Origin of the sequence: Agarilytica rhodophyticola, assembly GCF_002157225.2 — a bacterium.
GTDB classification, from domain to species: domain Bacteria; phylum Pseudomonadota; class Gammaproteobacteria; order Pseudomonadales; family Cellvibrionaceae; genus Agarilytica; species Agarilytica rhodophyticola.
In genome coordinates this window covers 4,973,719-4,991,452 of sequence record NZ_CP020038.1, presented here as the reverse complement: position 1 = coordinate 4,991,452, position 17,734 = coordinate 4,973,719, and the positions used below count along the sequence as shown (strand labels likewise).

Below are 17,734 nucleotides of genomic sequence, written 5' to 3'. Positions count from 1 at the left end.
AGCCTTCCAATACTCTTATAAATATTCTTTCATTGGTATGCCGATTAAGTGTTATTGGTCTTACTCCGGGGGCAAATAAGAGTTTAAAAAAGAAAATATCTCTGGTTTTATTTTTTAAAACTATCTGGAATTTGTATAAACCAGTTAGAGGTTCTTTAGAAGCCGACTCTTATATTAAGAGCGTCAGTTGTTAGGGTTTTGGTGTGGCTAACATTCCATGTGGTTTGTGGTTGTCATTATGACTTTCTATGCTGTCGCCGACCTGACACAACCTATGTCAGGTCAATACAATAATAGGGATACCTTAATATTTGGAAAAACTAATAAGTTCTAAAATAACATAGGTTTAGTATGGTTGAAAATTTAAAAGCATATAGCATTGAGAATCCCAGTGTTTACTTTTTATCATATTTTTTTAAATTATTTAAAGGTATTGCTCGTAAACATAAGCCTGTACTTGAGTCCGAACTTCCAGTATTTCAGTCTGAAATGGAAATTAAAAGAAAAGATCGGAAGCGTTGGTGTGATTTTTTCAAGATAAGAAAAAGCTCGTATCCACCACTTTCATATCACATTCCGATAAGTTCGCAAGCTATTATTGAATATACTAAACGCCTAAATATATCCTATAAAAATATTCTTTTTGCATGTAGTGATGTTGAGATTCTATCTAACGAAATAGATGAGCAGGACAGTACTCCTGTTAAGCTGAAGTATTCATATGCTGGGGCTGAATCTGTTAATGATTTTTCTAGTTTAGCGCGTTTTAATTCGTGCGTACTCACCAAAAATGATAGTAGATTATTTTGCCAAACAGACTATGTTTATGTGAAAAATGCAAAGGCAAATTCATCCTTAAATGATTCAACTGCACAGACAATACAATCTATGCGTTCCCGTGAGAGTACACTCAGTATTAAAAACCACAGCCTTGGGAATTTTTATGTTTGGAAGGGGATGGGGGTGCATTTCGGAGCAATTTCTGGGGATTTTAATCTTACTCATATTTTTGATACTACAGCCAAAATCATTGGCAAAGCAAAAGCATTTATACAGGGCTTATGTACCTTAAATATTGTGATTAGTTTGTTCTGGAATCACTATTCTCATAACATTTCAAATGTGAAGATTTTTTATGCAAAACCCGTATACCACGATCAGTTAGTGCATCTTTTATGTGATGGGGAAAACTTTGAGTTGGTTGACGCTGATAACGAGCTGCTCGCATTTGGAACAATAAAACTGAGATCATAAGTACTTTTGGTTGGGGAATTGATGCTGGCTACTTCAGCTTATCATACAAGCGCTTGGTTGTTTGGCGGCAATTAAATTCCGCCAAACAACGACTACTTTTTAAGACGTGCTACATTAAAAATACTATTGCGCACAAAATCCTGTAGGTACTTAGGCGGCTGATTATCTAGGTCTTTAGGGGAAGTGAGGCGTTTGCGTAGACACCAAAATATATATCCTATTGTCCAGCCAAAATCCGCAAGGATTAACGTGATAAAGCCATGGTTTTTAAGGAAATAGCGTCGCCTAGAGTCAAACCAGTAGGTAGGACGGCGAGGCTGTCTTTTGCGTACATCAGAAATCCCGGTCGCTGCACCAACTTCATGAACAATTCGGCTCTCAGGAACATACCAGCATTTGAATCCAGCTCGTTGCACTTGTAGGCAGTAATCTACCTCTTCAAAGTACAAAAAGTATTTGTCATCCATCAACCCCACACGTTTAAACACCGACTGATGAATCATCAAGGATGCACCTGCTACCCAGTCGACAGTTTCACGTGTATCTGTAAGCGCCCGGGTAACACGGTAGCGTGCAAATAGTTTGTCTAATACACCTAGACTAAACCCTGAGAGGATTTCACTGACAGTGTTTGGAAAGTTAAAGGTAGATATTTGCGGTGTGCCATCAGGGTCTTCGAGGCGACTGCCACATATTGCGCCATCTGTTGTACTTAAAAAGTTAACTAAATTAAGGCATGCTTTGGGTCTAAGATAGGTATCTGGATTCAATAACCAATAATATTCAATAGGCGAAGGCTTATCCTTGTACTTATTTTTATAATAGCTGAAGCCTAAATTGTTACCGTATGCATACCCGCCATTCTTCTCCGCCAAAATAATCTCAGCCCAGGCGCCATAACTTTGTTTTTCAATGTGTTGTTTTATCTGACTAAATGAATCATTTGGCGATTGGTTATCCACTACTACCACAGATAAGTTTACGAGGTAGGTACGTTCTTTTGCGAGGCTATCAAGTGCGCGGCAGACCATAGCCCCAGTATTGTAATTGACGATGATTGTTGCCACTTGGCTATGATTTACATCATTATTTTCCATAATACTTTATCTATTCCTAGGAGTGAGCCTGCATGCATATTTCTTGTACTTTGGAATGTGTACTGATGTTTTTCTTTTTGCCGACAGGCTTTGCTGGGATACCTACGACAGTTGTGCCTGCGGCGACATCATCGAGTACCACCGCATTTGCACCAATAACAACATCGTCGCCTATGGTAATGTCACCAATTATCTTGGCTCCTGCACCGATATCTACACGATTGCCTAATACAGGAGCGTCGTTGGGTCTATCGATGTTCTTAATTCCCATCGATACCCCTTGTCTTATGATGCAATCGTCGCCGATGACGCAATTACCATGGATGACAATGGCGCCTTGGTGCTCGATAATGACGCGACGACCCAGTTCAATACAATAAGGTAACTCAATACCATAAATAGAACGAGCGCGGCGGTAAAGCGCACGATAGAGTAAGGTCATCGGGGCACGAAAAATACGGTGCTTGATGGTTAAGCGCCACCTGCCAAAACGATGAAAAGCAACAGCGCGAAATCCTGGACGAGTCCAGTCCCGTTGGTGTGCAATCCAGTCTTCTTTTATAATTTCAAATAATGTCACTTCGTATACCAATGCATAATTAAAATTTCCAGACAATACATCTGACTATCAATTATCCAAATACTTAGCATTATGTATCTAATTAAAATCTTGTAATATTTCAACGATAACATAACCACTATTGTTAAAATAATAGAGCATATAAGTAATATTGTGCTCATTAATATCAGCTAACTTTTCAGTCAGCATCTAAATCAATCGCTTAGGTACTAGTTATTAGGTGCTAGTTGTATTTTTATAATGTGCTATCCGATTTAAATCGTATGCCTACAATCATCCTCCTAATACATGTATCAGTAGAATGTTCTTATTTATACGAAATATTAATTATTATGGGGAAAGCTTTGGCTGAGAATACTTCAGTGCCTGTTAATACTAATTTAATTAGCGTTAGCAGGCCCTATGACGACTACAGTATTAAAAATAATGAAGCGATCTGTTTCTCTCACTAAATCTGCCAGATAGAGGGTATTATAAACAAACTTATAAAGTATAGTCGTATCTAAATTGTTATTTTTTCCATTTTACATAAAAAAATAGCCTAATATAAAAAAAATTGCATGAAATATAGTCGCATTTAACCTCATTCTTAAACATGGTTTTAAAGTAAAATCGTTGCGCTAAGATAATAGTGGCGTGGTAAATTATATAAACTGCACGTTTCAAGAAAATGTTTGATATAACTGGCTATTATTTGGTTGTGCGTTGTTCCAGTTCAAGAAAAATGATAATCAATGTGTGATGCCTCTCACGAAATTGCGGTTTTATCGTTTTTTTCCAGAGGCGTGCAAAAGCGAAGTTTTGAGTTTTCAAACATTTTTTGTCTTAGCGAGACAAAATTAAGAGTTCAAAAAAAGCTATCGTAAGTCAATACCAACTTATGAGTTATGGCCAAAAAACTGTCGGAATCTTCCCTTGCTTTATTAAAGACGCGATATCCATACTCACGGCCACACCTGCATGGACGAGAAAGCCCCCCCATATTGAGCGCGAACGTAAGGCTAAAATTCCCAAAAATAAACCGAATAAAATAGCGCCTGTTGCTTCTAGCCATAATTTTGGAAAGTGGATCATTAAATAGGGAAGGCACATTACCCATATTGCATTAGCACCTATTGCTGGACGCAGGGCATTAACAAAGTAACCGCGAAAAAAGAATTCCAAGCAGATAAATTGTAAAAGATACAAAAATTCCCAAGCAAGCAAGTCAAACCAGCTTCTACCAGCCTGTTTATAAAATGGATAGTGATTGATGAAATCCTCTCCTTGGCTGACCATTATAATAAATACTAAAATTGGGCTGAGTAATAATAGGTAGCCCCGCCAATGTGTGCTGGTATCATTCCAGCGCCACCCCATATCAACAATACTGGCTGATAAAACTTTTTTTATCACGATACAAGGAATAAGTACGTAGCCTATTACATGCCAAAATGTCCACCAGCAATATCCTATTAAATGGCCGTAACCTGTCGCTTGAATTTTGCCCGACCAGTAGTGTGTTGTTTGTCCTTGTATAGAAGAAAGTAGGGCAAGAGTTGCTTGGAATGTTGAATCATATTTCATGTAATGAATTATTAATAAACAAACGGCAACGCTTGCCATGGTGTAAAACACTTGGCGTAAGGCTTGTTGTCTATTCAATGTATATGACGAGGTTTCATTATCAATATCATCAAGCGCTATAAGTATATTGCGAGGATGAAGCCAGTTAGCCATATCCATAATTGTTCGTATTATTGCGTTATTTTGCCGGGCTTTCATGTTTCTCAATGAACTCTTTGAATATTGGGTAATTTGTCCAGTATGGTGTACTTTCTTGCAAACATTCCTGCAAGGGCTTTGCTGATATAAAATGGTCTTGCATATAGTGAACAAATTTTAGTGTTCTAAAACTATCAAACCAATCGTGAAAGTGTGCGAGGAAGTTCTTTTTATCATGACATTGTTTGTTGGCATGCTCTATAAACTTGTTAAAACCTAAGGCGTCAGTTGCCGCTATTACTTCGTCAGGCAAGCGATTAAAGGAAGCTTTAAAGAACGATGTCAGTGTTACTTTCGGTGCAGTTTTGCTTTGGCGTAATATCTCGATATCATCAAAGTAACAATCGCAACTGTGATTTACATAATCTATCCAATGTTTTAAATATATGAAGATTTGGGGGGAATAATAACAGTATTCTTGCTGCTGACTCTTTTGATTCAGAATCTCCTGTACTGCCGGCCCAGTGCCGAAAGGAACGCGTTGAGAAATTCTCGCATCGAGCTGAATATGGATATTTTCTTGAAATGATACTTCTCCTATCTTGGCGAGTTTATTGAGAAGGTAAAAGTCTTCTCCTGCTGCTCTTTTAGGAAACCCTCTTACTTTGCAATACGCATCAATAGCCACACTGAGCGTACTGCCTAAAGTAAAAAAAGCATAAGGAGAGCCGGCCCATTTTAAAGCATTGCGATAATATTTAATCGCTATCTCATACATATAAGTTGCTTGAGATACCAAACTTGAATTGCGCTTATGTGCAAAATCAAACACGCAAGCACTTACAGGTTTTTTCTGATAAAAACTTCCAAAAGCATCGGAAAAATAATTGTTGGGCAGATGAGCATCTGCGTCAGTAGAATAAAACCATGGCTTTATAAGACGCTTTACCTTGTAAAGTTTTACCGCAATATCGCCACCAATTTTTCGCGCCAGCCCGACCCCTTGCTTGGAGGGAATAGTATTGTTTTTAGAGAAGCGATCCACCAATAAAATATCTAATTTATCTAGGCAAACATGAGACAAGTTGCCAGCACTGGCGACAATTTTTCCATTGAGTACATACTCGTACAAATATTTATTTTTAGAGTTCGCACTGCTTGTATCAGGTTGATTGATAACAACAATAAGCAAAACATTTTTTATACGTAAGTGTTGCTGTAAGCGGATTAAAAAGTCTGTGTTTTCGTCGTATATGGGAATGACAACGCAGTATTGATAACATTCCTTATTGCTTGCAAATAGATTTTCAAGGTGTTTTGTTTCTGGCTCCGCATAATCGCGAAGGTATTTGTCAATCGTATTCACAGTTTAATGAAGGGCTGCAACGATTGGCAGTGAACTGCATATTTGGGCTTCATGATCAAGTATTTCGTCAAGGCGTGAATTGACCGTTTGCTCGGGAAAATAGCGAATGGCTAAGTCAATGAATAGATTCTCGTGGCGGGACTCAGACTCTGTAATGGCAATATAAAATCTCTTCAGCTCACCTTCTGGTAAGGCCTCGGCCACTAAACCAAATCGCTCGCAACCTCTGGCTTCAATAACACCTGCGATAACAAGCCTGTCTAAGAAATACTCCAAGCTACCTTTGCGCATAAGCTTACGCAGCTGAAGAACGTAAGCATCTTTTGTATCGGGCGCTAACATAAGACCTCTGTTGGTCATGATCTTCACCACTTCACGAAAGTGGGTCATCTCTTCTATTGAGAGGTCGATCATCGCTTTTACAAGCTCAGGTTTGTCCGGATAATGGGAAAGCATAGAGATCGCCATGCCTGATGCTTTTTTTTCGGCCGCGGCATGATCTATTAAAAAATCATCAAAGTGTTCAATAACAGTTTGTGTCCAGTCTTCACTGGTATGATAACGAAGTTGAAACATATATACGATTTGCTTAAATGTTGAACGGGTTGCTGTGATGCTCGCACTAATTCGCGCTTAAGCTATAATAGCCAGTCACAAGATATTATTATACTTATAATTCGTGTCTGTTTATAAACAGGTACTCATGGCATTACGGGGGGTAATGCCCAAAGTCGGCGGCGCTATATCGTCGATTTTGCGATACTCAGAATAAGCTCAGCACGTGCGTTTCTGAATGAATATTTAGTTAGTAAATAGCCGGGTTAAGAACAGGAATTTAATATGATTATAAAGCCTAAGGTTCGAGGATTTATCTGCACCAACGCCCATCCTCAAGGCTGTGCGCATAATGTGCACGAACAGATTGAATATATCAAACAGCAAGGAACCATCGAAAACGGGCCTAAAAACGTACTTGTTATCGGTGCTTCTACAGGCTATGGCTTAGCTTCACGTATCACAGCGGCTTTCGGCTGCGGTGCTAATACTTTCGGCGTTTTCTTCGAAAAGCCTAATACTGCTAAACGAACAGGGTCTGCTGGGTATTATAATGCTGCCGCCTTTGAGCATGCGGCGCAAGAAGCTGGGCTCTACAGCAAGAGTATCAATGGAGATGCTTTTTCTACTGAAATTAAAGACAAAACTATTGCTCAGATAAAACAGGATATGGGCAAAATTGACTTAGTTGTATACAGCTTAGCTTCTCCTCGTAGAACAGATCCGGTATCAGGAGAAACCTTCAATTCAGTACTCAAACCTATCGGCCAATCCTATACCGCACGCAGTTTAAATACCGATACCTTGACCATTGCAGACGTTACTTTAGATCCCGCTAATGAACAGGAGATCAGTAATACCGTTAAGGTGATGGGAGGAGAAGATTGGGAAATGTGGATAACAGCACTCAAAGAGGCTGATGTCCTAAGTGAAGGCTGTAAGACTACTGCTTATACTTATTTAGGGGATAAGCTAACGTGGCCAATTTATGGTCAAGCAACCATAGGTAAGGCAAAAGAAGACCTGGATAGAGCAGCCAAAGCGATTGAGCAAACCTTAGCCCCTTTGGGTGGCCAGGCAAATGTATCCGTCCTTAAAGCTCTGGTGACGCAAGCCAGCTCGGCCATTCCGATCATGCCATTGTATATTTCCATTTTGTACAAAGTAATGAAAGAAGATGGCAGCCATGAAGGATGTATTGAGCAGCTGTATCGTCTATTTTCTGAAGGCTTGTACAGCGATAAGCCAAGACTGGATGAAGCCAACCGTCTGCGTATGGATGAGCGTGAATTGCGTGAAGAAGTGCAAGGTGCAGTAGAGAAAATTTGGCCAACAGTAACAGAAGAGAACTTATTTGAGGCGACTGATTATAAAGGGTATGCCGATGAGTTTTTGAAACTTTTTGGTTTTGGTCTTAACAGCATTGATTACGATGAAGATATCGCGCCAGAACCCAGTGTTAAGGTGAATTTTTAAACTAGGGCGTTCGTCTACTTTGCATTCACAATGTAACCTATAGAAAAAAGGCGGTTTTATACCGCCTTTTTATTTACCTAGAGCCTACTTGTATTCAATTAGCGCGATATGCTCATGGCACATATTGGTATTAATGTTGTCCATAGAGCTGCCTATTAACTTGTTGAGAGAAAAGAATGAAATACACCACCCTTGGCAATACTTCCGTTGAAATCAGTCGCATTTGTTTAGGTACTATGACGTGGGGCGAACAGAATACGCAAGCCGAAGCATTCGAACAAATGGATATGGCTTTTGATCTGGGGGTGAATTTCTTTGATGTGGCCGAGATGTACCCTGTACCTCCGCGCCCGTCTACTCAGGGTAAATCTGAAGAAATTCTAGGTGAATGGTTAGTACAACGTGGTCGTCGCGACAAAATTGTATTAGCGACTAAAGTAACTGGCCGTGCCGAGAGAAATAATGGCTTGGAGCATGTTAGAGGCGGAGCTAGGTTGAATAGGGAGCATATTCATAAGGCTATTGATGACTCACTAAAGCGCCTGCAAACGGATTATATTGACCTTTATCAAGTGCACTGGCCTGAACGAGTTACCAATTTTTTTGGTAGGGCGGAGTATCATCATATGCCAGAGGACGATGGTTATGAAATTGCTGAAACCCTAAGTGCTCTCGATGAGCTTGTCAAAGCGGGTAAAGTTCGCCATATAGGCGTATCAAATGAGACTGCGTGGGGGATGCACGAATACTTACGTGTGGCACAACAAGAAAACTTCAGCCGGATAGTCTCCATTCAAAACCCCTATAATTTACTTAATCGCACCTTCGATGTTGGTGCTTCTGAAATGGCGCTCAGGGAAAAGGTGAGTTTGTTGGCCTATTCACCTCTCGCGTTCGGCTCGTTAAGTGGTAAATACCTCGATGGTAAGCGTCCTGAAGGCGCGCGCTTAACGCTATACGATCGCTTTAAACGCTACCTCAAAGCCAATGCCGCTGCGGCTACTGAGGCTTATGTTGCGATTGCTAAAGAAGTCGACTTAAATCCTGCGCAAATGGCTTTAGCCTTTGTTAATGGGCGTCAGTCAGTGGCTTCAAACATTATTGGTGCGACAAACTTGCAACAGCTCAAAGAAAATATTGATAGTATCGATATAGAATTAAGTGAAGATATAAGACAAAAAATCGATGATGTTCACTATAGCGATCCGAATCCGGCGCCTTAGGCTTTCTCGAAGGAGTGCTTAGGTCTTATCTTGGCATTAGATTGAAATTTGAAAACCATAGATAAAAATATCAAAAATGGCTCGCCCATGGGACAAGAGGTGAGGCGAGCCCTATAATGCGCGCATTTTGCGAACGTATATTTGACTCATACATTGATAATACATGGAAAAAATTAAGTTCTCCGTAAAACTTCTACACCCCAAATATTGGCCAGTTTGGTTTGCCATGGCTATTTGGTGGCTACTAATACAGGTTTTACCCTTTCGCTTACAAATGTGGCTGGGTGCAAAAATTGGTCGCTTAGCGGCTAAATTGAGCAAGCGCCGCCGTATGATTACACACAAAAATATAGAGCTATGCTTCCCTGAGCTTGATGAAAAAGCTAAGGAAAAGCTTTTTTGGCAGACCATGGAATCTACTGGTCGAGGTCTTTTTGATACTGGTATCGCATGGTTTTGGCCCTACTGGCGACTAAAAAAAGTGATCGATATTCGTGGTGTAGACCACTTACTTAAGGCAAAAGAATCGGGCAAAGGTATTCTCCTGCTCACCTATCATTTCACTTCTTTGGAGATGGGGTGTGCGGCGCTAAATCGACATTATCCCTATTTAAATCGAGGTGTTTATCGGCCCCATGGTAATCCCGTATATGATTACATTATGCGTAAAGGACGGGAGCGTCATGGAGAAGGTCTAGAAGCTTTGCCCCGTAAAGATGTTCGCGGTATGGTGCGAGCTCTGCGCAAAGGTAACCTATTGTTCTTCTTGCCTGATCAAGATTACGGGCACAAGTACAGTGTTTTTGTGCCCTTCTTTAATGTGGATGCGGCCACGATTACATCCCCAACTCAGTTAACTAAATTAGGTGCAGCACGAGTTTTTTCTTTGTACTGTGTTCGCAAACGCGATGGTTCTGGCTACTTAGTCGAAGTTTTCCCCGAGCACGAAAACTATGGCAAAGATGATGAGAAAGAGGACGCTTTAACTATGAATCGCTTCCTTGAAGAGCGTATAAGGGAATACCCCGAACAATACTTATGGGTGCATAGACGCTTTAAAAGTAGGCAGGACAATGATGAAGACTTTTATGGCTTACAAGCTCTAAGATCTTTTCGCAGGAACAGGCGCAAGCGATCTGAAGAACATGCCCGCAGAGAAATGCAAAAAAGCGCTAACAATAAATAAGCTTATGAAACGCTTGCACATTGACCTAAAGGTCAATGCGAGCCGTTAAAATGCCAGCACACTCGCGCGTTTGCGCCTGCATTTTAAGGGCGACGCCTTGTGGAAGGCAGGGAGCCTTGGACAAGGCAATATAAACAGAAATTCGCAAGCCATGGATGGCTTGCACATTGACCTAAAGGTCAATGCGAGCCGTTAAAATGCCAGTACACTCGCGCGTTTGCGCCTGCATTTTAAGGGCGACGCCTTGTGCAAGGCAGGGAGCCTTGGACAAGGCAATATAAACAGGAATTCGCAAGCCATGGATGGCTTGTACATTGACCTAAAGGTCAATGCGAGCCGTTAAAATGCCAGCACACTCGCGCGTTTGCGCCTGCATTTTAAGGGCGACGCCTTGTGCAAGGCAGGGAGCCTTGGACAAGGCAATATAAAACAGTTGAGACTATTGCCTTTGGTCAGTAATATGGCGCTCTTAATTTTTGTGTAATAAATATATGCATCTGGAGAAGTTTATGTTCAAAGGCAGTATGGTCGCCCTGATAAGCCCTATGAAGCCGGACTTGTCGCTGGACTGGGAAGCCTTGCATAAACTTATAGAATGGCATATTGAACAGGGAACAAAAGCTATAGTTGCGGTGGGAACGACAGGAGAGTCTGCCACTTTAAATGTAAAAGAACATGTTGAGGTGGTCAGCAAGGTCGTTGCGCAGGTGGCAGGTCGGATCCCTGTTATCGCAGGCACGGGGGCAAACTCCACTTCAGAGGCTATTGAACTTACTCAAGGTGCTCTGGATATTGGCGCTGATGCCTGTCTATTGGTTAGTCCTTATTACAATAAACCCTCTCAAGAGGGGCTTTACCAGCATCATAAAGCCATTGCTGAGGCGGTGGATATCCCACAGATACTCTATAATGTTCCTGGGCGTACCAGTGTTGATATGCTACCGGAAACAGTGATTCGATTGTCCAAGATCGATAACATTATCGGTATTAAAGAGGCCACAGGCTGTATGCAGCGTCTACAAGATATTCGCGCTGGTGTCAGTGACGATTTTCTGCTGTTGTCCGGAGACGACGCTAGTGCCCTGGAGTTTATGCGCTTGGGGGGCTGTGGTGAAATTTCCGTAACTGCTAATGTGGTGCCAGCACAAACAGCTAAAATGTGTGAACTGATGCTAGCTGGGCAAGTCGAAGAAGCACGGGCAATTGATGAATATATTCAAAGCCTGCATCAAGCACTGTTTCTAGAGTCGAATCCCATACCTGTAAAATGGGCTTTGGCTAGAATGGAAATGTGTACAGATGCAATACGTTTGCCCTTGACGCAACTCAGCGAGCAGTATCATCAACCATTGCTCGATGCTATGAAATCTGTTGAAGTGTTATAATTTAATAATATGTATTTACCTTTTCTTTGTAGATCTTTAAGTATTACAGGCATTCTTGCCTGTGTGCTCACATTTTCCGGTTGTACTGCTTTGTATGGCGATAAAGGGATATTTCGCGGTAAAAGCAAAGACTATCTCGAGGCGGGAGCCATCAGACCTATGGTTGTGCCGAAAGGCATGAATAACAGGCCCCTTGTTGAACTCTATGAGATTCCCAACGTAAGCCCCCGCGATGAATTTGGTGATTTAATTGGCCTGGAAGAATATGAAGTGCCTCGGCCGGTGGCTATTAACACTGAAAAAGGTAAGGTGGGCGTTAAACTTCAGAAGCTGGGGGAGCATAAATGGATTTTTTTAAACGCTTCTACTAGCCAAGTTTGGCCAAGAACACAGAACTTTTTCTCGCAGTTTGGCATTCAGGTACTTGTGAGTAATCCTGCTATTGGGTTGATTGAAACGGGTGATGTGGCCTTTAAAGATGATGATGCCACGAAGTCACGCTTTAGAGTGTTTATTGAAAAAGGTGTTCATCCAGAAACTACAGAAGTACATATTTTGCAAATCGAGAGGCCGGCAGATCAAGTTGCCAACACGGATATTACCTGGCCTGAAATATCTCACAATGTGAAAAGAGAGCGGCAGTTACTCGACGAGCTGGCAAATACTCTAGCCACTAATGTCAACAATAACAGTGCATCGCTGCTTGGGCAAAATGTTGGTGGTTCACTAAAAGTAGAATTTTTGAAAGATAAGCGCGAGCCGACGATGCGCTTACGTTTGTTTGAAGAGCGTGCACGTGCAACAGTGGCTCATGCGCTTGAGCGGGACGGTTTTGTGCTGTGGGACGAGTCGGTTGACAAGGGCTTATATTATGTTGGTTTTGACCCCGATGCAGATAAACAAGGTATGTTTAGTCGTTGGTTTAAAGGGGGCTTACCAAAGACTGCGCCTCATCCTATCAACACTTTGGTTCAGCATTTAGCTGCTGACGAAGAAGTGCAAAACAAGTTTGCTGAAGTTGATGGTGTGGCATACGGCGAACAGTTACCTAAAAGTATTGGCTTTCTTGTCATGGTAGATTCTTCAGGAAAAACCACGGATGTGGTTGTACGCAATGCTCGAGGCCAGCGTATTGCTCCCGCTAGAGCGAAAGAGTTACTTAGAATTATTCGTAAAAATCTAATTTAGCCAGGCCTTCTTAATCTAGAAGGTTTTTATTTCCATAGGGGAATCTACTTGAAGTTTGCTTCATTAGGCAGCGGTAGTTCAGGTAATGCCACGCTAGTGAGTGATGAACAATCACTTATTCTTGTTGACTGTGGCTTTGCTATTAAAGAAACACAGCGACGTATGCAACGTTTGGGGCTGCGACCAGAAGATTTATCTGCGATTGTTGTCACCCATGAGCATACAGATCATATTAAAGGCGTTGCACCTTTGGCGAGAAAATATAATTTGCCGGTGTATATGACTGAGGGAACACATGCCAGCCGTGATTTTGGTCGTTTGCCCAATCTTTGTGTGATCTCAAATTATCAAAATTTTACCATAGGGCAAATACATGTGACGCCGGTGGTTGTGCCGCATGATGCCCGTGAGCCAGCGCAGTTTATATTTGAAAATGCGTCGGGTCTTAAGTTGGGTATTTTGACAGATTTGGGAAGTGTGACTCCTCATATTACAGAAGCCTATAGCCATTGCCATGGGCTTTTGGTGGAAGCCAATCACGATTTAGAAATGCTAGCTATGGGGCCTTATCCGCCGTCTTTGAAGTCGCGGGTGTCTAGTGCTTGGGGGCACTTGAATAATCAACAGACAGCAACATTTCTGGCAGATTTGGATCTACAACATATGCAGGAAATCGTTGTCGGTCATATTAGTCAAAAAAATAACAGTATTGAGCGAGTAAAATCTGCATTGCACGATATCATGCAACAAGCGAAATCGGTTCACTTCGCCTGTCAGGACGAAGGCTTTGATTGGTTACAGCTAGATCATAATCTCGCCTTAAGCACATAAAATCTACTAGGTAATGGGCAATGGAAAAACAAGCAGAACTCTATTCTGGTAAAGCAAAGTCTGTGTATAACACTGATGATGAGAAATATTTAATTCTCCACTTCCGTAATGATACCTCGGCCTTCGATGGTAAGAAGAGAGAGAAACTTGACCGCAAAGGCATGGTAAATAATAAATTTAACGCATTTATTATGGAAAAACTCCAAGCGGCAGGTGTACCTGTTCACTTTGAGCGTTTGCTTAATGATAACGAAAGTTTGGTTAAGCGCCTTGATATGCTGCCTTTGGAATGTGTCGTTCGTAATATTGCCGCCGGTTCCATTTGCCGTCGTTACGGTATCGAGGAAGGTAAGGATCTTACCCCAGCGACGTTTGAGTTCTTTCTAAAAGATGATGCCTTGGGTGATCCAATGGTAAATGAATATCATATACGTTCTTTTCATTGGGCGAGTGATGAACAAGTGTCTAAAATGAAAGAACTTACATTTAAAGTGAATGAAGTATTAAAAAAATTATTTCTCGATGGCGGCATGCTGTTAGTAGATTATAAATTAGAGTTTGGAATGTCTGGGGATGAATTGATCTTAGGTGATGAGTTTTCACCGGATGGTTGTCGAATTTGGGATGCCGAAACCAGAGAGAAATTTGACAAAGATAGGTTTCGCCAAGGACTTGGTAATGTTGTGGAATCTTATGAACGCGTGGGTGAGCGCTTAGGTATAAGTTTTGCCTCAATTGGCTAATTTTAAGCGTCAGCGATACACAATAGCTGTGTTACTGGCATGTGAGTGTTTACTCCTGATAAAAAAATCTTTTTTTATTGCGAAAGTCAATAGTTTTCCACATGATGTGATAAGACTTTTTTATGTCGTGTCAAAAAACATACAAATACAGTGTTTATTGTTCTATTTGTTTGTAGTTCGTTGAAAACTAACGCTTTTTTTTTTCGAACGAAAAATGCGCACTACCGACAAGAGCCCATTACTACTGCTAACTGTAGAGGGGTTTAAAGGTCTTCCTCACAGACTTATCCACAAAAAATGTGGATAAGTTAATAAGCTTATTGTGTGCCAAATAATCATGTTTTAGGTGACAATATTAACAAATGCATTCTGTCGCCTAAATATGCTTATAATCCTCAGAGAAAAGATACAAATCTGAGTTATACTCAAGTTGTAGATTAATTATTGTTCGATGTTAGGAGCCTAGTTACGTGGAAGAACGGCGAAAATATGAGCGGACGCCAACAGGTGTTCGCGTTGAAATGAGACACCCTGCTTTTGGTGTTATCGTTGGCTTTGCTAAAGATATTTCTGATGGTGGGGCGCAGGTTTCTATCGAAAACCATCCGATTCCCCCTACTGGTACAATTGTCGATGTCAACTTTAAAAAAATGATAGGCCCTGTTAATGCCGAGCCAGTGAGCATGCGTGTGATGCATACAAGACGCAATACCATCGGACTTATGTTTATAAAATAGTTATCGTCCAACACCTTTTGCCACCTCTTCATACATCTTGATTCAATACAAGATTACATCCCCTGTATTTTTTATTTCATATTCCTGAAATAAAAAATACACGATGAGTTAACTTTATGCTCTTACCCTTAGCCCACTTTAAAACAGCTGGGGGAATAAGATGACAAAAGTCTCACGTAGAGGGTTTGTGAAATTTTCAATGATGGGAATGGGCGGTGCGGTAGTTTCCACTGGATTAGGTGGTGTCTTGGTAGGTTGTTCTGGGGACGATGATGCTGATGAAATTGCCGCAAGCTTCGATCATGGCGTTGCCAGCGGAGACCCTTTAAGTGACCGTGTTATTCTTTGGACACGAGTTACCCCAGTAGCTGAAGCCGATCGTGAAGGAAGCACCAATGTTAGGGTCTCCTGGGAAGTGGCTACCGATGAAAATTTTTCGTCGATAGTGGTATCAGGCTCAGCCACGACTAATGCGGGCCGTGACTTTACTATGAAAGTTGACGCATCTAATTTAACTCCCGGTACCGTCTACTATTATCGTTTTTCTACTGCGAGCAGCACTTCAGTAGTCGGGCGCACTAAAACCTTACCTGAAGGCGAGACTGATCAAGCAAGATTTGTCGTTGTTTCTTGTTCTAACTATCCCGCAGGACATTTTCATGCCTATGCAGAAGCAGCCAAACAAGATGGCGTAGATGCTTCGATACATCTTGGTGACTATCTATATGAATATGCTCGCGGCGGATTTGCCAGTGAAGATGCGCAAACCTTAGGGCGAGAAGTGTTACCTGAAGGAGAACTACTCACGTTAAGTGATTACCGTACTCGTTACGCACAGTACCGAACTGACCCGGATTTACAAACTTTCCATCAAGCGATGCCTATGATCGCAGTATGGGATGACCATGAAGTGGCCAACGATACTTGGCGCGAGGGGGCTGAAAACCACGATCCTGAAACGCAAGGTTCCTTTGCTGAGCGTCTACTTTTTGCATTGCAAGCGTATGCGGAGTGGATGCCTATTCGTCCTCCAGTGGATAACGACGTATCCTCATTAGCAAGAAATTTTCAATACGGTGATTTGGTTAACCTGATCATGTTGGATACACGCATTGTTGGGCGAGATCTACAACTGTCGCTTGCCAGCTATTTTGGTAATGACGGTAATTTTGATGTTCAGCGTTACACAAGTGAAATACTCGATAATAACCGTACCCTTCTTGGTACCGACCAATTAAATTGGCTGCAAGAACAGCTAGCAACTAATACTCGCTGGCAAGCACTTGGACAGCAAGTATTGATGGGGCGTATGGAGCTCCCCGGTGCTGTGGCTACTGCACAATTATCAATAGAGGACTACGTAACCCTGGTGCAACTCGCCCAAGCCGATCCTCTAACTCTCAGCCCCGAACAGGCTGCGTTTTTACAAGCTCGAGGCCCATTACTGCAACTACCTAGCTTGCCTTATAACCTGGATGCTTGGGATGGATATCCAGCTGAGCGGGAGCAAATTTATCAAACTGCACAAGATAATAGTGCGAATTTAGTTGTATTAGCAGGGGATACTCATAATGGCTGGGCAAGTAACCTCAAAACCTCTGCTAGCGCTGGCAATGCCAGTGTCGGCGTCGAGTTTGCAACTCCCGGTGTTTCTTCTCCTGGGCTAGAATCTTTTTTGAACCTCAGCTCAGAGCAAGCAATAATGCAAACAGAAGGTGGGCTGACGCAGCTTATTGAGAATTTAAATTATACTAATTTATCCGATCGTGGTTTCTTGATGGTGACCTTTACTGCAAATAACGTCACCGCTGATTGGATATATGTCAGTTCAGTAAAAGAAAATACTTACCAAACCTTGCCCAACCGAAATCGTCAAATAGTTGTTAACGCGGGAGCCAACGTAATTAGCGACAGTGTTTAGGAAGCACTTGTTCGATAGATGTTTGAGGCAGTTCAAGGGAACTGCAAGCTGCCTCATTATTACCATCGCTGTTGACAAAAACTAGTTTATCCAAGTGTTTTAACACTGAAAAATCTTTTACATGGTTATGGGAAATCTGTAGCTGCTGCAAACGAGGAAGTTTTTCTAGTGTGTCGATGTTCTCAATATTGTTCTTGCTCAAGCCCAGGTGCTGAATATAGGCAAATACTTCAATGCCTGTTAGGTCCAAGATATTGCCTGGCGCACAGATCAACTGCGTCAATTGTTCAGCTTTGGTTAATCCCTTTTCAGCGATAGTACTGCGCACACACTCTTTAAGAGCGGCATCTGCCAGCTCATACTGGCTAAATAAAGTTGGGGGCTCGTACACAACATTTTGATTTATTGATACGGAATATCGGCTACAGCCAGCAATGATTGCTACAATGGCGGCGCCGAAGAACTTCGGCTGGAAAAGAATTGTCATA

General features: G+C 41.7%; 16 protein-coding genes. 10 read left to right on the top strand and 6 right to left on the bottom strand.

Annotated features, from left to right (window positions below; all coding sequences use genetic code 11):
- Nucleotides 1-351: 351 nt before the first annotated feature.
- Nucleotides 352-1,254 (top strand): hotdog family protein, encoded by a 903-nt coding sequence (locus tag BVC89_RS20680; RefSeq protein ID WP_086933018.1) that lies wholly within the window; start codon nucleotides 352-354, stop codon nucleotides 1,252-1,254.
- 92 nt (nucleotides 1,255-1,346) lie between these two features.
- Here BVC89_RS20680 and BVC89_RS20675 read toward each other — a convergent pair whose 3' ends face one another.
- The 5 genes from BVC89_RS20675 to BVC89_RS20655 form a co-directional block, all read right to left on the bottom strand.
- Nucleotides 1,347-2,351, bottom strand: coding sequence for a glycosyltransferase family 2 protein (locus BVC89_RS20675; RefSeq protein ID WP_086933017.1), 1,005 nt, complete (start codon nucleotides 2,349-2,351; stop codon nucleotides 1,347-1,349).
- A 16-nt stretch (nucleotides 2,352-2,367) separates the two neighbouring features.
- Nucleotides 2,368-2,931, bottom strand: a complete 564-nt coding sequence (locus BVC89_RS20670; RefSeq protein ID WP_216825020.1) for a serine O-acetyltransferase — start codon at nucleotides 2,929-2,931, stop codon at nucleotides 2,368-2,370.
- Between the two features lie 885 nt (nucleotides 2,932-3,816).
- Nucleotides 3,817-4,656 carry a CPBP family intramembrane glutamic endopeptidase gene (locus tag BVC89_RS20665; protein WP_086934700.1) on the bottom strand — a complete coding sequence of 280 codons (840 nt, stop codon included), beginning with the start codon at nucleotides 4,654-4,656 and terminating at the stop codon, nucleotides 3,817-3,819.
- Between the two features lie 19 nt (nucleotides 4,657-4,675).
- Nucleotides 4,676-6,001: a hypothetical protein gene (locus BVC89_RS20660; protein ID WP_086933015.1), complete on the bottom strand. Its 1,326-nt coding sequence runs from the start codon at nucleotides 5,999-6,001 to the stop codon at nucleotides 4,676-4,678.
- Nucleotides 6,002-6,004: 3 nt separating this feature from the next.
- Complete coding sequence (locus tag BVC89_RS20655) at nucleotides 6,005-6,577, bottom strand: MiaE family protein (RefSeq protein WP_086933014.1); 573 nt, start codon at nucleotides 6,575-6,577, stop codon at nucleotides 6,005-6,007.
- 264 nt (nucleotides 6,578-6,841) lie between these two features.
- Between BVC89_RS20655 and fabV the strand changes: the two genes are divergently transcribed.
- From fabV to BVC89_RS20610, 9 genes are all read left to right on the top strand, one after another.
- A complete protein-coding gene (gene fabV / locus BVC89_RS20650) occupies nucleotides 6,842-8,032 on the top strand; it encodes an enoyl-ACP reductase FabV (RefSeq protein ID WP_086933013.1) in 1,191 nt (396 codons plus the stop codon).
- Between the two features lie 176 nt (nucleotides 8,033-8,208).
- Nucleotides 8,209-9,255, top strand: coding sequence for an NADP(H)-dependent aldo-keto reductase (locus BVC89_RS20645; protein WP_086933012.1), 1,047 nt, complete (start codon nucleotides 8,209-8,211; stop codon nucleotides 9,253-9,255).
- A gap of 163 nt (nucleotides 9,256-9,418) precedes the next feature.
- On the top strand, nucleotides 9,419-10,441 hold the full coding sequence (gene lpxL, locus BVC89_RS20640; protein ID WP_086933011.1) for an LpxL/LpxP family Kdo(2)-lipid IV(A) lauroyl/palmitoleoyl acyltransferase: 1,023 nt from the start codon (nucleotides 9,419-9,421) through the stop codon (nucleotides 10,439-10,441).
- Between the two features lie 509 nt (nucleotides 10,442-10,950).
- Nucleotides 10,951-11,826 (top strand): 4-hydroxy-tetrahydrodipicolinate synthase, encoded by an 876-nt coding sequence (gene dapA, locus BVC89_RS20635; RefSeq protein ID WP_086933010.1) that lies wholly within the window; start codon nucleotides 10,951-10,953, stop codon nucleotides 11,824-11,826.
- A gap of 63 nt (nucleotides 11,827-11,889) precedes the next feature.
- The gene (gene bamC, locus BVC89_RS20630) at nucleotides 11,890-13,014 is read left to right on the top strand and encodes an outer membrane protein assembly factor BamC (protein ID WP_158658048.1); all 1,125 of its coding nucleotides are present in this window, start codon (nucleotides 11,890-11,892) and stop codon (nucleotides 13,012-13,014) included.
- A 48-nt stretch (nucleotides 13,015-13,062) separates the two neighbouring features.
- Entirely contained in the window at nucleotides 13,063-13,845 is a 783-nt protein-coding gene (locus BVC89_RS20625; RefSeq protein ID WP_086933008.1) for an MBL fold metallo-hydrolase, read from the top strand.
- Nucleotides 13,846-13,865: 20 nt separating this feature from the next.
- Nucleotides 13,866-14,588 carry a phosphoribosylaminoimidazolesuccinocarboxamide synthase gene (gene purC / locus BVC89_RS20620; protein ID WP_086933007.1) on the top strand — a complete coding sequence of 241 codons (723 nt, stop codon included), beginning with the start codon at nucleotides 13,866-13,868 and terminating at the stop codon, nucleotides 14,586-14,588.
- A 470-nt stretch (nucleotides 14,589-15,058) separates the two neighbouring features.
- Entirely contained in the window at nucleotides 15,059-15,325 is a 267-nt protein-coding gene (locus BVC89_RS20615; RefSeq protein ID WP_086933006.1) for a PilZ domain-containing protein, read from the top strand.
- 160 nt (nucleotides 15,326-15,485) lie between these two features.
- Nucleotides 15,486-17,246, top strand: coding sequence for an alkaline phosphatase D family protein (locus BVC89_RS20610; protein WP_086933005.1), 1,761 nt, complete (start codon nucleotides 15,486-15,488; stop codon nucleotides 17,244-17,246).
- On the opposite strand, the gene BVC89_RS20605 is transcribed toward BVC89_RS20610, so the two are convergent.
- A complete protein-coding gene (locus tag BVC89_RS20605; protein WP_086933004.1) occupies nucleotides 17,230-17,733 on the bottom strand; it encodes a leucine-rich repeat domain-containing protein in 504 nt (167 codons plus the stop codon). The genes BVC89_RS20610 and BVC89_RS20605 overlap by 17 nt on opposite strands.
- Nucleotide 17,734: the final 1 nt, after the last annotated feature.